This is a genomic window from Klebsiella sp. C349492, assembly GCF_042055345.1.
Classification (GTDB): Bacteria; Pseudomonadota; Gammaproteobacteria; order Enterobacterales; family Enterobacteriaceae; genus Klebsiella; species Klebsiella scottii.
This window is the reverse complement of the sequence record NZ_JANQCE010000002.1, coordinates 619,169-632,257: the sequence shown is the minus strand read 5'-3', so window position 1 is coordinate 632,257 and position 13,089 is coordinate 619,169. Positions and strand designations below refer to the sequence as shown.

The following is a 13,089-nucleotide window of genomic DNA, read 5'->3' as shown; positions in this document are numbered from 1 at the left end:
GTTCCCGCTCTTCTCGCAGGCGACGAGCCTGTTTCTCTCGTCGCCTGCGTCCTGCGGGCGCACATATCTGAAGCGATTAAATAGGCTTGGTCATTAAGCCAACCGATTTAACCCCTGCGCTATGCAACAGGTTAAGCGCTTTAATAATTTCATCGTAAGGTACGTCCTTCGCACCGCCGATCAGGAACACCGTTTTCTCATTGGCCTCGAGTCGGCGCTTCGCTTCGGCAATAACCTGCTCCGGCGGCAGCTGCGACAGCGTTTCCTGGCCAACTTTCACGCTGTACTGCCCGACGCCGGAAACTTCAACGATCACCGGCGGTTCGTCGTTGCTTTTAACCGCCTGCGATTCGGTAGCATCCGGCAGGTCGACCTCTACGCTCTGCGTAATGATCGGCGCTGTTGCCATAAAGATCAGCAGCAGCACCAACAAGACATCCAGCAGCGGAACGATGTTGATCTCGGACTTCAGTTCGCGACGTCCGCGTCCACGTGCTCTGGCCATGGCTTACCCCTTATTGCTTTCGCTGCTGGTAAAAGCCTGACGGTGCAGAATCGCGGTGAACTCTTCCATAAAGTTGTCGTAGTTCAGTTCAAGTTTGTTCACCCGCTGGTTCAAACGGTTATAGGCCATTACCGCCGGGATTGCGGCAAACAGACCGATTGCCGTGGCGATAAGCGCTTCGGCGATACCCGGCGCAACCATCTGCAGAGTCGCCTGTTTCACCGCCCCGAGAGCGATAAAGGCGTGCATAATCCCCCAAACGGTACCAAACAGGCCGATATAAGGGCTGATGGAGCCGACTGTTCCCAGGAACGGGATATGCGTTTCCAGGGTTTCCAGTTCGCGGTTCATGGAGATGCGCATAGCGCGCGAGGCCCCTTCGACCACCGCCTCAGGCGCATGGCTGTTGGCGCGATGCAGGCGGGCAAATTCTTTGAAACCACTGTAGAAAATCTGTTCCGAACCGACCAGATTATCGCGACGCCCTTGGCTTTCCTGATACAGGCGAGAAAGCTCAATACCCGACCAGAACTTATCTTCAAAGGCCTCAGCCTCGCGGGTTGCGGTATTGAGGATACGCGTTCTCTGAATAATAATAGCCCAGGAAGCGATAGAAAAACCAATCAAAATCAACATGATAAGTTTAACCAGAAGGCTGGCCTTCAGGAACAAATCAAGGATATTCATGTCAGTCACTGCTTAAACTCCGCGACAATAGACTTGGGAAGCGCACGAGGCTTCATTAAGAGTGGATCAACGCACACAATGAGAACCTCAGCTTCGTTTAACACTGTATTCTCGGCGTTGACGATTCGCTGCGTGAAGACCAATGAGGTGCCTCGCATCGAAGATATTTCCGTCTGGATTTCGAGCATGTCGTCGAGTCTGGCGGGCGCAAAATATTCAAGCGTCATTTTGCGAACCACGAAGGCAACTCGCTCAGCCAACAAAACCTGCTGACTGAAGTGATGGTGACGCAGCATCTCCGTACGTGCTCTTTCATAAAAAGCGACGTAGCTGGCGTGGTAAACCACACCACCGGCATCGGTATCTTCGTAGTAGACCCGAACCGGCCATCGAAACATATACTTATTCATTCCTGCTGCCTCTTTGTTGGCTTCGTCCGCTCACGCCAGTCACTTACTCTTGTAAGCTCCCGGTGAGTTGCGTACCTGCCGCCGCGATGCATTGAGAATGCCGTTGTATATCGCGTTGTGTTCACTTTACATCCCGGTAATGCAAAAAAAGATTAGTGCTTTCAAACTTCGCTACTATACGCGCGGGAATCGTGGTTTGGAATGGGAGAAAGTAAACGGCGAGTAAATTTTTATGGGCTTATGCAAGCCCATGAGGTTACCAGAGTTCTCTTATACTTTTATCGTTCAAAAGAAGAAAAAGAAAAGCCCTGTAATGAGGACAATGTCAGCGATGAGTGGACAGAAAATCCCCTGCCAGAAGACGGCGCGCGGACGAAAGCCCACGCCGTGGATAACGCCGGCGCAAACGGCCCACATCAGCAGGAAACCATGCCAGATTTCAAGCTCGCTGGTTTTCGCCGCAAAGCGCGACGGGTCCCAGAAAATGCAGCCTGCCAGCAGCAGCGCCATCAGCAGAGAAAGCGCCCTGAGCGGGCGCTTATCCATTATCGCATAGATATATTTTATCATTCGTGTTGCCTCCTTGTTGGCTATGCCCGCTCACCCCAGTCGCTTACCACCGTAAGCTCCCGGGGATTCCCTGGCTTGCCGCCTCGATGCAACCCGACTGATTTCGTATATCGCGTTGCGATAACTATCATCAGTGTTCTTCTTTACCTGCTTTGGTGGCTTCCACGTGCTCAAGCGCCAGCGCGGTGATAACCCCAAAAGCACAGGCAAGAAGCGTTCCCAAAATCCATGCGAAATACCACATATATATAGCTCCTTACCTTAGTACAGCGAGTGGGTGTTCTTTTCGATGTCTTCTCTGGTGATGCGGCCAAACATTTTCCAGTAACACCAGCTGGTGTAGCCCAGAATAATCGGCACAAAGACAATCGCCACATAGGTCATCAGGTTCAGCGTCATCTGGCTGGAGGTCGCATCCCACATGGTCAGGCTAACGTTCATCATCGTGCTGGAAGGCATGATGAACGGGAACATAGCGATGCCCGCAGTCAGGATGATACACGCCAGCGTGATGGAGGAAGAAACAAACGCCAGAGCGCCCTTCTCCATACGTGAGGTCAGAATAGTCAGCAGCGGCAGCACGACGCCCAGCGCAGGGATCGCCCACAGCGACGGCATGTTATTGAAGTTGACCATCCACGCGCCGGCCTGACGAGCGACTTCTTTAGTCAGCGGGTTAGACGGCGCTGCGCGATCGATAACCGAGGTCACTACGTAACCATCGATACCGTAGACCACCCAAACGCCTGCCAGCAGGAAGCAGACCAGCGTCACCAGTGCCGCAACCTGTGAGGTTACGCGAGCGCGCAGGTGCAGTTCACCGACGGTACGCATCTGCAGATAGGTCGCGCCCTGGGTCAGGATCATCGCCACGCTAACCACGCCGGCCAGCAGACCAAACGGATTCAGCAGCTGGAAGAAGTTACCCGTGTAGTACAGGCGCATATATTCATCCATGTGGAACGGCACGCCCTGCAGCAGGTTACCGAACGCAACGCCGATCACCAGCGGCGGCACGAAGCTACCGATGAAGATGCCCCAGTCCCACATGTTACGCCAGCGGGTGTCCTCAATCTTCGAGCGGTAGTCGAAACCCACCGGACGGAAGAACAGAGACGCCAGCACCAGAATCATTGCCACATAGAAGCCGGAAAACGCTGCGGCATAGACCGTCGGCCAGGCGGCAAACAGCGCGCCGCCCGCGGTAATCAGCCATACCTGGTTTCCGTCCCAGTGCGGGGCAATGGAGTTGATCATGATTCGACGCTCGGTGTCATTACGACCGAGGAAGCGGGTGAGCATCCCCACCCCCATGTCGAAGCCATCGGTGACGGCAAAACCAATCAGCAGAATGCCGATCAGCAGCCACCAGATTAAACGCAATACTTCATAATCGATCATTTGACGACTCCTGTCTTAGCGTGCCGGCTGAGTAGTCGCGGAAGACTGCTCAAAATGGTAGCGACCGGTTTTCAGGCTGCTTGGGCCACGGCGTGCGAATTTGAACATCAGGTACAGCTCCGCCACCAGGAACAGGGTGTACAGACCGCAAATCAGCAACATCGAGAAGATCAGGTCAGCGGCGGTCAGCGAGGAGTTCGCCACGGCGGTCGGCAACACCTCACCTATCGCCCACGGCTGACGGCCATATTCAGCAACGAACCAGCCGGATTCGATGGCAATCCACGGCAGAGGAATCGCGTAAAGCGCGATGCGCAGCAGCCATTTTTTCTCGCCGACCTGATTGCGGATAACCGTCCAGAACGAGGCCGCAATGATACCCAGCATCAGGATGCCGCAGGCAACCATGATACGGAAGGCAAAGTACAGCGGAGCCACGCGAGGGATCGAGTCCTTCGTTGCCAGCGCAATCTGAGCTTCCGTCGCGTCGGAGACGTTAGGCGTATAGCGTTTCAGCAGCAGACCGTAGCCAAGGTCTTTTTTGATGCTATTGAATTCATCACGAACGGCCTGATCTTTCGAACCGGCACGCAGCTCTTCCAGCAGGGTGTAGGCTTTCATCCCGTTGCGAATACGCGCTTCGTGCTGCACCAACAGCTCTTTCAGACCGGTAACCTGCTTATCCACGGAGCGGGTGGCGATAATCCCCAACGCATACGGGATTTGAATCGCGAAGCGGTTTTGCTGCGCATCCTGATCGGGAATACCAAACAGGGTGAAGGCGGCTGGCGCCGGCTGCGTTTCCCATTCGGCTTCGATAGCCGCGAGTTTAGTCTTCTGCACGTCGCCCATTTCGTAACCGGACTCATCGCCGAGTACGATAACGGAGAGAATAGCGGCCATACCGAAGCTTGCCGCGATGGCGAAGGAGCGTTTAGCAAAGGCGAAGTCACGACCGCGCAGCATATAGTAGGAGCTGATGCCCAGCACGAACATCGCGCCGCAGACGTAACCAGAGGCGACGGTGTGGACAAACTTCACCTGAGCGACAGGGTTCAGGACCAGCTCGGAGAAGCTGACCATCTCCATACGCATGGTTTCGAAGTTGAAGTCCGAGGCGATCGGGTTTTGCATCCAGCCGTTAGCAACAAGGATCCACAATGCGGAAAGGTTGGACCCCAGAGCCACCAGCCAGGTCACCGCCATGTGCTGTACTTTGCCCAGACGATCCCAGCCGAAGAAGAACAGACCGACAAAGGTAGATTCAAGGAAGAAGGCCATCAGCCCTTCAATGGCCAGCGGCGCACCGAAGATATCGCCCACGTAGTGAGAGTAATAAGACCAGTTTGTCCCGAACTGGAACTCCATGGTCAAACCGGTTGCTACACCCAGCGCAAAGTTGATACCAAACAACTTGCCCCAGAATTTGGTCATATCTTTATAAATCTGTTTGCCGGAAAGGACGTAAACCGTCTCCATGATGGCCAGCAGGAACGCCATACCGAGCGTCAGTGGCACAAAAAGGAAGTGGTACATCGCGGTCAAGGCAAACTGTAAGCGCGACAGTTCGACTATATCTAACATCATGACTCCTTGCTCATCGCATGAAGACTCCGAGAGTGAACCCCGTTAGAAAGGGTCACACACATGCCCCAATACAAATTTATTTGCGCCCTTTCGCCGCACCCTTTCTTCCTTTAAGAGGAAACGGTAATGGTGAAAAGTTACAAACATGTTAAAAAAACACCCAAATTGATCCCGTGGTTATATTACGCTGCAAATCCCTTACAATAAATAGGTTTTTATTGAGATAAATTTGCGCTTTTCGACAGCGATCAATTTATAGCGAAAATACTGGTTTTCAGCCAATTTGATCGGCGACAATTTAACTCCATTTCTCATTTTTTTCCAACAGTTAAACATTGATTTAAATCAATTTTCATTTTGAATGTTAATTATGTTTACTATGTACAACGCTAGTAAACGGCAGGTTAAAGATATGTTTTGTGAAGGTGTCATCAGTTACTAAAAAATGATAGTCGATTTATTTAAAGCCGGATCGCCTTTTAAGCCGGGGAAACAGTGCCGGGTTGGCCACTATCGGCAAATAATGTCGCGTAGCTCACGGATTTTTTTTATCAAGTTATTACCCGTTTAATTTCTACTTATTTTATTTATCATTGTTTTTACTTACACTTAACACCGCAGGGAAACTATCGCCAAATCGACAAAATCGGGATACCGCCCCGCCGCCGGCTCCTCAGTTCCGCAAATGCGTAGCGCACCGCCGCTGATGGCGCAAAGAATAATTCCGCGCGTTGGCCTACCCTCTCGCCTTCAGCGCCTGCCAACACAAATGAATATATAACAGACGTTTTCGCTGTTATTACCTACATTAAAAAATGTATCTACCGAAAAACGTAATCCCCTTTGGAAATTTCTTCACGCCGTTTATCACATAATTAAAAAGCAATTCCGCGACGTTATTAAATATTTATTTCACCTCGGCGGTAAAATAACAGCCCGCCTATAAATATAAATTCATGCTTATTTAAAGCGCTGTTCATCGCCCGCACTCCGCAAACAAAAACGGAAGTAACCCTTTGATTAATATTGATTTAACAGGGATTATTCAAGTATAAAGCCATCGTTCTTTTCGATCGTCGGCGATCCCGAGGGTGGCTCAAAAAAACTAATCCGTGTTATTCGTATTATTACCGCTGAGCATCATAGCCGGCGTGATCGAAAAATTCGAGGATAGCAGAGAGGCTGGCGTAAAAAAGGCCACCGGAAGGTGGCCAACCATGTCGAAACTGGACCAGCCCCGGTCTATTCAATAGCAACCATCAAATAGCAGGGGCCGTTTATTACATTTACTTAATGATAGATTTCAGCGCTTCGCCGATATCTGCCAGGCTACGGACGGTTTTCACACCGGCCGCTTCCAGGGCAGCGAACTTCTCGTCAGCCGTACCTTTACCGCCAGCGATGATGGCGCCAGCGTGGCCCATACGCTTGCCTTTCGGCGCGGTCACACCGGCGATGTAACCTACCACCGGCTTGGTCACGTGCTCTTTGATGTAGGCTGCCGCTTCTTCTTCAGCGCTGCCGCCGATCTCACCGATCATCACGATCGCTTCGGTCTGCGGGTCTTCCTGGAACAGCTTCAGGATATCAATGAAGTTAGAACCCGGGATCGGGTCACCGCCGATACCGACGCAGGTAGACTGGCCGAAGCCGTAGTCAGTAGTCTGCTTAACCGCTTCATAGGTCAGCGTACCGGAACGGGAAACGATGCCCACTTTACCCGGCTGATGAATGTGACCCGGCATGATGCCGATTTTGCATGCGCCTGGGGTGATAACGCCCGGGCAGTTAGGGCCGATCATGCGTACGCCAGCTTCATCAAGCTTCACTTTCACGGTCAGCATATCCAGCGTCGGGATACCTTCGGTGATGGTGATGATCAGCTTAATGCCCGCATCAATAGCTTCCAGAATGGAGTCTTTGCAGAACGGAGCCGGTACATAGATAACGGTCGCGGTAGCGCCGGTTGCGTCAACGGCTTCGCGCACGGTGTTGAACACCGGCAGGCCCAGATGCGTGGTGCCGCCTTTGCCCGGCGTAACGCCGCCGACCATTTGCGTACCGTAAGCGATCGCCTGTTCGGAGTGGAAAGTCCCCTGGCTACCGGTGAAGCCCTGGCAGATAACCTTGGTATTTTTATCAATTAAAATGGACATTATTTCCCCTCCACTGCGGCAACAACCTGCTGTGCTGCGTCCGTCAGACTTTTCGCTGCAATAATATTCAGGCCGCTGTCAGCCAGTTTCTTCGCGCCCAGTTCGGCGTTGTTACCTTCCAGACGAACGACCACCGGAACGTTAACGCCAACTTCCTCTACCGCGCCGATGATGCCGTCGGCGATCAGGTCGCAACGAACGATACCGCCGAAGATGTTAACCAGTACGGCCTTAACATTGCTGTCGGAAAGGATGATTTTGAATGCTTCGGTAACGCGCTCTTTGGTTGCGCCGCCGCCAACGTCAAGGAAGTTAGCCGGTTCGCCGCCGTGCAGCTTAACGATGTCCATGGTGCCCATCGCCAGGCCTGCGCCGTTAACCATACAGCCAATGTTGCCGTCCAGAGCAACGTAGTTCAGCTCCCACTGCGCCGCCTGAGCTTCACGCGGGTCTTCCTGAGACTGGTCGCGCATTTCACGCAGATCCGGCTGACGGAACAGGGCATTGCCATCGGCGCCCAGCTTGCCGTCGAGGCAGATCAGGTCGCCCTGCTTAGTGATTACCAGCGGGTTGATTTCGATCAGCGCCAGGTCGCGCTCCAGGAAGATGGTCGCCAGGCCCATGAAGATTTTGGTGAACTGCTGAACCTGCTTACCTTCCAGACCCAGTTTGAACGCCAGCTCACGACCCTGGTAAGGCATCGGGCCCGCCAGCGGGTCGATGGCAATTTTGTGGATCAGGTGCGGAGTTTCTTCCGCCACTTTTTCGATTTCCACGCCGCCTTCGGTGGAAGCCATGAACACTACGCGACGGGAGCTACGGTCAACTACCGCACCAAGATAGAGCTCTTTGGCGATATCGGTCGCAGCTTCAACCAGGATCTGGTTAACCGGCTGGCCGTGCGCATCCGTCTGGTAGGTCACCAGGCGTTTGCCCAGCCAATGTTCAGCAAATGCGCGAATGTCTTCTTTGCTGTTAACTACTTTCACACCGCCCGCTTTACCGCGGCCACCAGCGTGAACCTGACATTTCACTACCCACGGACCCGCACCGATTTTTGAAGCGGCTTCTTCTGCTTCACGCGGAGTAGTACAGGCATAACCCACCGGCGCCGGTAAGCCATAGCGGGCAAACAGTTGTTTCGCCTGATATTCATGTAAGTTCATGTGTTCAGTCCATCCTTCAGGTAATCGTTATCATTTAGTCTGTAAGGCGATAAATCGCGGTTTACAGCGCTGATGATGTTTTTATTGGCCCGGTAAGCTGAACGCTGCCGGGCCATGTTCGCTACACGTCCAGCAGCAGACGAGTCGGGTCTTCCAGCAGCTCTTTAATCGCTACCAGGAAGCCTACCGATTCACGCCCATCGATCAGACGGTGGTCGTAGGAGAGCGCGAGGTACATCATCGGCAGAATTTCCACCTTGCCATTGACCGCCATCGGACGATCTTTAATAGCATGCATACCCAGAATTGCGCTCTGCGGTGGGTTGATGATTGGCGTAGACATCAGAGACCCGAAGACGCCGCCGTTGGTAATGGTGAAGTTACCGCCAATCAGATCTTCTACGGTCAGCTTGCCGTCGCGGCCTTTCACTGCCAGCTCTTTAATATTCTTTTCGATATCCGCCATGCCCAGCAGATCAACATCGCGCAGAACCGGCGTTACCAGGCCACGCGGCGTCGATACGGCCATGCTGACGTCGAAGTAGTTGTGATAAACCACGTCGTCGCCATCGATGGAGGCGTTCACTTCCGGATAGCGCTTCAGCGCTTCCACAACCGCTTTCACGTAGAAGGACATAAAGCCCAGACGGATGCCGTGACGTTTTTCAAACGCGTCGCCGTACTGCTTACGCAGATCCATAATCGGCTTCATGTTGACTTCGTTGAAGGTCGTCAGCATGGCGGTGGAGTTTTTCGCTTCCAGCAGACGCTCGGCTACGCGTTTGCGCAGGCGGGTCATCGGAACGCGTTTTTCAGAACGGTGGCCCAGTTGAGCAACCGGAGCAGCGGCCGCAGCCGGCGCTTTGGTTTCCGCTTTAGCCGGCGCTGCCGCCAGATGTTTTTCAACATCTTCACGGGTCAGACGGCCGCCAACGCCGGAGCCTTTAATCGCGCTCGCATCGAGGTTATGTTCAGCCAGCAGGCGACGGATCGCCGGGCTGAGCGCATCGTTGCTCTGCTCTTCCAGAGAAGCCTGCTGACGCTGAGCCGGGGTGGACTCTTTAGCATCGGCTTTCGCGCCGGACTCTTTGCCCGCGCTGTTGCCTTCGCGCAGACGACCAAGAATTTGACGAGAAAGCACGGTCGCGCCTTCATCTTCCAGCACTGCTTCCAGAATGCCGTCCGCTGATGCCGGTACTTCCAGTACCACTTTGTCAGTTTCGATTTCCACCAGCACTTCATCACGCTGGACGCTATCGCCCGGTTTTTTATGCCAGGTTGCAACGGTCGCGTCAGCTACGGACTCAGGCAGATCGGGAACCAGAATATCTACGCTACTCATTATGTATCCTTTAATTAATCGACGTTCAGCGCGTCATTGACCAGATCTTGTTGCTGTTTCTGGTGAACGGACATATATCCTACCGCCGGAGAGGCGGAGGCCGGGCGGCCTGCATAGCGCAGAGAGGCCCCAAATGGAATCACTTCGCGGAAGTGATGCTGGCTGCAGTACCACGCGCCCTGGTTGAGCGGTTCTTCCTGACACCAGACAAAATCATGCACCTGCGCATAAGGCTTCAGCGCTTCCTGTACCGCCTGATGCGGGAACGGATAGAGCTGCTCTACGCGCACGATAGCGACATCTTTTTGGTCGTTTTTACGACGCTGCTCCAGCAGGTCGTAATAAACTTTACCAGAGCACAGCACCACGCGCTTCACGGCTTTCGGGTCAAGATCGTCCACTTCGCCGATCGCCGGCAGGAAGGTGCCGTTTGCCAGCTCATCGAGGCTGGAAACCGCCAGCGGGTGACGCAGCAGCGATTTCGGTGACATCACCACCAGCGGACGGCGCATACCGCGCAGCGCCTGACGACGCAGCATGTGGTAAACCTGAGCCGGGGTCGACGGTACGCAGACCTGCATATTCTGCTCGGCGCAGAGCTGCAGATAGCGTTCCAGACGCGCGGAGGAGTGCTCCGGGCCCTGGCCTTCGTAGCCGTGCGGCAGCAGCATCACCAGGCCACACATCCGGCCCCATTTCTGCTCGCCGGAGCTGATGAACTGGTCAATAACAACCTGGGCGCCGTTGGCGAAGTCGCCGAACTGGGCTTCCCAGATGGTCAGAGTGCGCGGTTCAGCGGTGGCATAGCCGTATTCAAACGCCAGAACCGCTTCTTCAGAGAGCACGGAGTCCCAGACTTTAAAATGCTCCTGGCCGTTATGCACGTGCTGCAGCGGAATATAGGTTGAGCCGTTCACCTGGTTATGAATAACCGAGTGGCGGTGGAAGAAGGTACCGCGACCGGAGTCTTCACCGGACAGACGAATCGGAATACCCTCATCGACCAGCGTCGCATAAGCCAGGTTTTCCGCACCGCCCCAGTCAAACAGCTTCTCGCCGGCAGCCATCGCCTGACGATCGCCGTAGATTTTGGCGACGCGAGACTGCATTTCAATGCTTTCAGGCACGGTGCTGATACGCTTAGCCAGCTCCTGCAGGCGCTTCATCTCCACCTTGCTCGGGTAGCTCTCATCCCACTCGTGGTTGAGGTACGGCGACCAGGTAAAGGAGTGCAGGTTCATCGGACGCCACTCTTCTACCACGCATTCGCCGGCATCCAGCGCATCACGGTAGAGGTTAACCTGCTCGGTGGCGTCTTCCAGCGTCGACACTTTGTCCTGCTCCAGCTTGTCCGCATAGATTTTGCGTGGAGTCGGATGTTTTTTGATTTTCTGGTACATCAGCGGCTGGGTTGCGCTCGGCTCGTCGGCTTCGTTATGGCCGTGACGGCGGTAGCACACCAGGTCGATCAGAACATCGCGTTTGAAGGTATTGCGGAAATCCAGCGCCAGGCGGGTAACAAAAGCCACGGCTTCCGGGTCATCCGCGTTAACGTGGAAGATCGGCGCCTGAACCATTTTACCGATATCGGTGCAATACGGCGTAGAGCGCGCGTCCAGCGGGTTCGAGGTGGTGAAGCCCACCTGGTTGTTGATAACAATACGTACGGTACCGCCCACTTCGTAACCGCGGGCTTTCGACATGTTCAGCGTTTCCTGAACCACGCCCTGACCGGTTATCGCGGCGTCGCCGTGAATGGTAATCGGCAGCACTTTATTGCTGCTTGGCTCGTCCAGACGATCCAGACGGGCGCGCACGGAACCGATAACCACCGGGCTGACGATTTCAAGGTGCGACGGGTTAAACGCCAGCGCAAGGTGTACCAGACCGCCTTCGGTTTCCATATCGGAAGAGAAGCCCATGTGGTACTTCACGTCGCCGGTGCCGAGATGTTCTTTATGCTTGCCGGCGAACTCATCAAACAGATCCTGCGGCTTTTTACCGAGGACGTTGACCAGCACGTTCAGACGGCCGCGGTGCGCCATGCCCAGCACCACTTCGCGGGTGCCGCTTTTGCCAGCGTGGCGGATCATCTCTTTCAGCATCGGGATCAGCGCATCGCCGCCTTCCAGCGAGAAGCGTTTCGCGCCCGGGAATTTCGCGCCAAGGTAGCGTTCCAGACCTTCAGCGGCGGTCAGTTCGCTTAAGAAGCGTTTTTTCTCTTCAGCGGTAAAGCTGGCTTTCCCTGCTACCGATTCAATACGCTGCTGGATCCAGCGCTTCTCTTCAGTAGAGGTGATATGCATGTATTCCGCGCCGATAGCGCCGCAGTAGGTCTGTTTGAGCGCTGACAGCAGCTCGCCCAGCTTCATCGTATCTTTGCCGATGGCAAAAGAACCTACGTTATAACTTTCCTGGAAGTCGGCCTCGGTCAAATCGTGGTATGCCGGGTCTAAATCCGCCACTCTATCCTGTTTCCACAGTCCCAGCGGATCGAGATTCGCGTGCTGGTGACCGCGGAAGCGATAGGCGTTGATGAGCTGCAGGACTTTAACCTGCTTCACATTGGTGTCAGGGTCGGAAATCGAAGAAGTGTAACGTGAGGCATCCTTCGCCAATCGACGGAAATAATCACGCGTTTTGGAATGAAATTGATCCGGTTTGACTCCGGTGCCAGGTAACTGCTGGAACATAGAACGCCAGTTGGCGTCAACAGAGTCAGGATCGGTTAAGAAGTCTTCATAGAGCTGTTCTATCCAGCTCTGGTTCGAACCAGAGAGGTAAGAAGAGTCCAGCCAGGCTTTCATTGCGCCGTTCTGCATCGTGATCCCTTAAGCATTTATATGCTTATTTCGCCGTAGAAACTACCACGCACATGGATTGTACGTGCCGGGGTTCACTTGTTGCGGACGAGTTGTGGCTTCTGCATCCGCGAAGGAACCTTTAAAAACTGCCATTAATCTTCGGCGTTCAGGCTGCGGTTGCGTTAGCTGCCTTCACTTACCCCGGTCACATAGTTCACTATGCTCCCGGGGATGCGTTCAGTTGCCGCCTTACCTCGCTCTGAACGCCTTGATTACTGGTACATATTTGGCGGTTTTTAAAGATTTCCTGCCATCCCCTTCATACTTCAAGTTACATGTGCGTTGGCTTTCCTCACTCACCCCAGTCACTTACTTGAGTAAGCTCCTGGGGATTCGCGGCGTCGCCGCCTTCCTGTAACTCGAATTATTTAGGGTATTCATTTCCCGGCGGCACAAACGCT

At 54.0% G+C, this 13,089-nt stretch carries 11 protein-coding genes; all 11 read right to left on the bottom strand.

Features of this window, described 5'->3' with window-relative positions; translation table 11 throughout:
* Positions 1-76 precede the first annotated feature (76 nt).
* Complete coding sequence (gene tolR, locus NWP14_RS10635) at positions 77-505, bottom strand: colicin uptake protein TolR (protein WP_015367661.1); 429 nt, start codon at positions 503-505, stop codon at positions 77-79.
* A gap of 3 nt (positions 506-508) precedes the next feature.
* Positions 509-1,201, bottom strand: coding sequence for a Tol-Pal system protein TolQ (gene tolQ, locus NWP14_RS10630; RefSeq protein ID WP_095095173.1), 693 nt, complete (start codon positions 1,199-1,201; stop codon positions 509-511).
* Positions 1,198-1,602: a tol-pal system-associated acyl-CoA thioesterase gene (gene ybgC / locus NWP14_RS10625; protein WP_041144642.1), complete on the bottom strand. Its 405-nt coding sequence runs from the start codon at positions 1,600-1,602 to the stop codon at positions 1,198-1,200. Before ybgC ends, tolQ begins: the two co-directional genes overlap by 4 nt.
* 285 nt (positions 1,603-1,887) lie before the next feature.
* Positions 1,888-2,172, bottom strand: a complete 285-nt coding sequence (gene ybgE, locus NWP14_RS10620; protein WP_095095170.1) for a cyd operon protein YbgE — start codon at positions 2,170-2,172, stop codon at positions 1,888-1,890.
* A 130-nt stretch (positions 2,173-2,302) separates the two neighbouring features.
* Positions 2,303-2,416: a cytochrome bd-I oxidase subunit CydX gene (cydX, locus tag NWP14_RS10615; protein WP_004100325.1), complete on the bottom strand. Its 114-nt coding sequence runs from the start codon at positions 2,414-2,416 to the stop codon at positions 2,303-2,305.
* A 17-nt stretch (positions 2,417-2,433) separates the two neighbouring features.
* Positions 2,434-3,573, bottom strand: coding sequence for a cytochrome d ubiquinol oxidase subunit II (gene cydB / locus NWP14_RS10610; RefSeq protein ID WP_331850537.1), 1,140 nt, complete (start codon positions 3,571-3,573; stop codon positions 2,434-2,436).
* A 15-nt stretch (positions 3,574-3,588) separates the two neighbouring features.
* Entirely contained in the window at positions 3,589-5,157 is a 1,569-nt protein-coding gene (gene cydA / locus NWP14_RS10605) for a cytochrome ubiquinol oxidase subunit I (RefSeq protein ID WP_095095162.1), read from the bottom strand.
* Positions 5,158-6,446: 1,289 nt separating this feature from the next.
* Entirely contained in the window at positions 6,447-7,316 is an 870-nt protein-coding gene (gene sucD, locus NWP14_RS10600; protein ID WP_041144638.1) for a succinate--CoA ligase subunit alpha, read from the bottom strand.
* On the bottom strand, positions 7,316-8,482 hold the full coding sequence (gene sucC, locus NWP14_RS10595; protein ID WP_095095160.1) for an ADP-forming succinate--CoA ligase subunit beta: 1,167 nt from the start codon (positions 8,480-8,482) through the stop codon (positions 7,316-7,318). Before sucC ends, sucD begins: the two co-directional genes overlap by 1 nt.
* Before the next feature lie 121 nt (positions 8,483-8,603).
* The gene (gene odhB / locus NWP14_RS10590; protein ID WP_095095157.1) at positions 8,604-9,824 is read right to left on the bottom strand and encodes a 2-oxoglutarate dehydrogenase complex dihydrolipoyllysine-residue succinyltransferase; all 1,221 of its coding nucleotides are present in this window, start codon (positions 9,822-9,824) and stop codon (positions 8,604-8,606) included.
* A 14-nt stretch (positions 9,825-9,838) separates the two neighbouring features.
* Entirely contained in the window at positions 9,839-12,646 is a 2,808-nt protein-coding gene (sucA, locus tag NWP14_RS10585; RefSeq protein ID WP_045854500.1) for a 2-oxoglutarate dehydrogenase E1 component, read from the bottom strand.
* Positions 12,647-13,089: the final 443 nt, after the last annotated feature.

Bases quoted from the DNA above. Each gene is read 5' to 3' on its own strand.
- cydX (WP_004100325.1), bottom strand. From the start codon at position 2,416: ATGTGGTATTTCGCATGGATTTTGGGAACGCTTCTTGCCTGTGCTTTT.
- cydA (WP_095095162.1), bottom strand. From the start codon at position 5,157: ATGTTAGATATAGTCGAACTGTCGCGCTTACAGTTTGCCTTGACCGCG.
- ybgC (WP_041144642.1), bottom strand. From the start codon at position 1,602: ATGAATAAGTATATGTTTCGATGGCCGGTTCGGGTCTACTACGAAGAT.
- cydB (WP_331850537.1), bottom strand. From the start codon at position 3,573: ATGATCGATTATGAAGTATTGCGTTTAATCTGGTGGCTGCTGATCGGC.
- sucD (WP_041144638.1), bottom strand. From the start codon at position 7,316: ATGTCCATTTTAATTGATAAAAATACCAAGGTTATCTGCCAGGGCTTC.
- sucC (WP_095095160.1), bottom strand. From the start codon at position 8,482: ATGAACTTACATGAATATCAGGCGAAACAACTGTTTGCCCGCTATGGC.
- ybgE (WP_095095170.1), bottom strand. From the start codon at position 2,172: ATGATAAAATATATCTATGCGATAATGGATAAGCGCCCGCTCAGGGCG.
- odhB (WP_095095157.1), bottom strand. From the start codon at position 9,824: ATGAGTAGCGTAGATATTCTGGTTCCCGATCTGCCTGAGTCCGTAGCT.
- sucA (WP_045854500.1), bottom strand. From the start codon at position 12,646: ATGCAGAACGGCGCAATGAAAGCCTGGCTGGACTCTTCTTACCTCTCT.
- tolR (WP_015367661.1), bottom strand. From the start codon at position 505: ATGGCCAGAGCACGTGGACGCGGACGTCGCGAACTGAAGTCCGAGATC.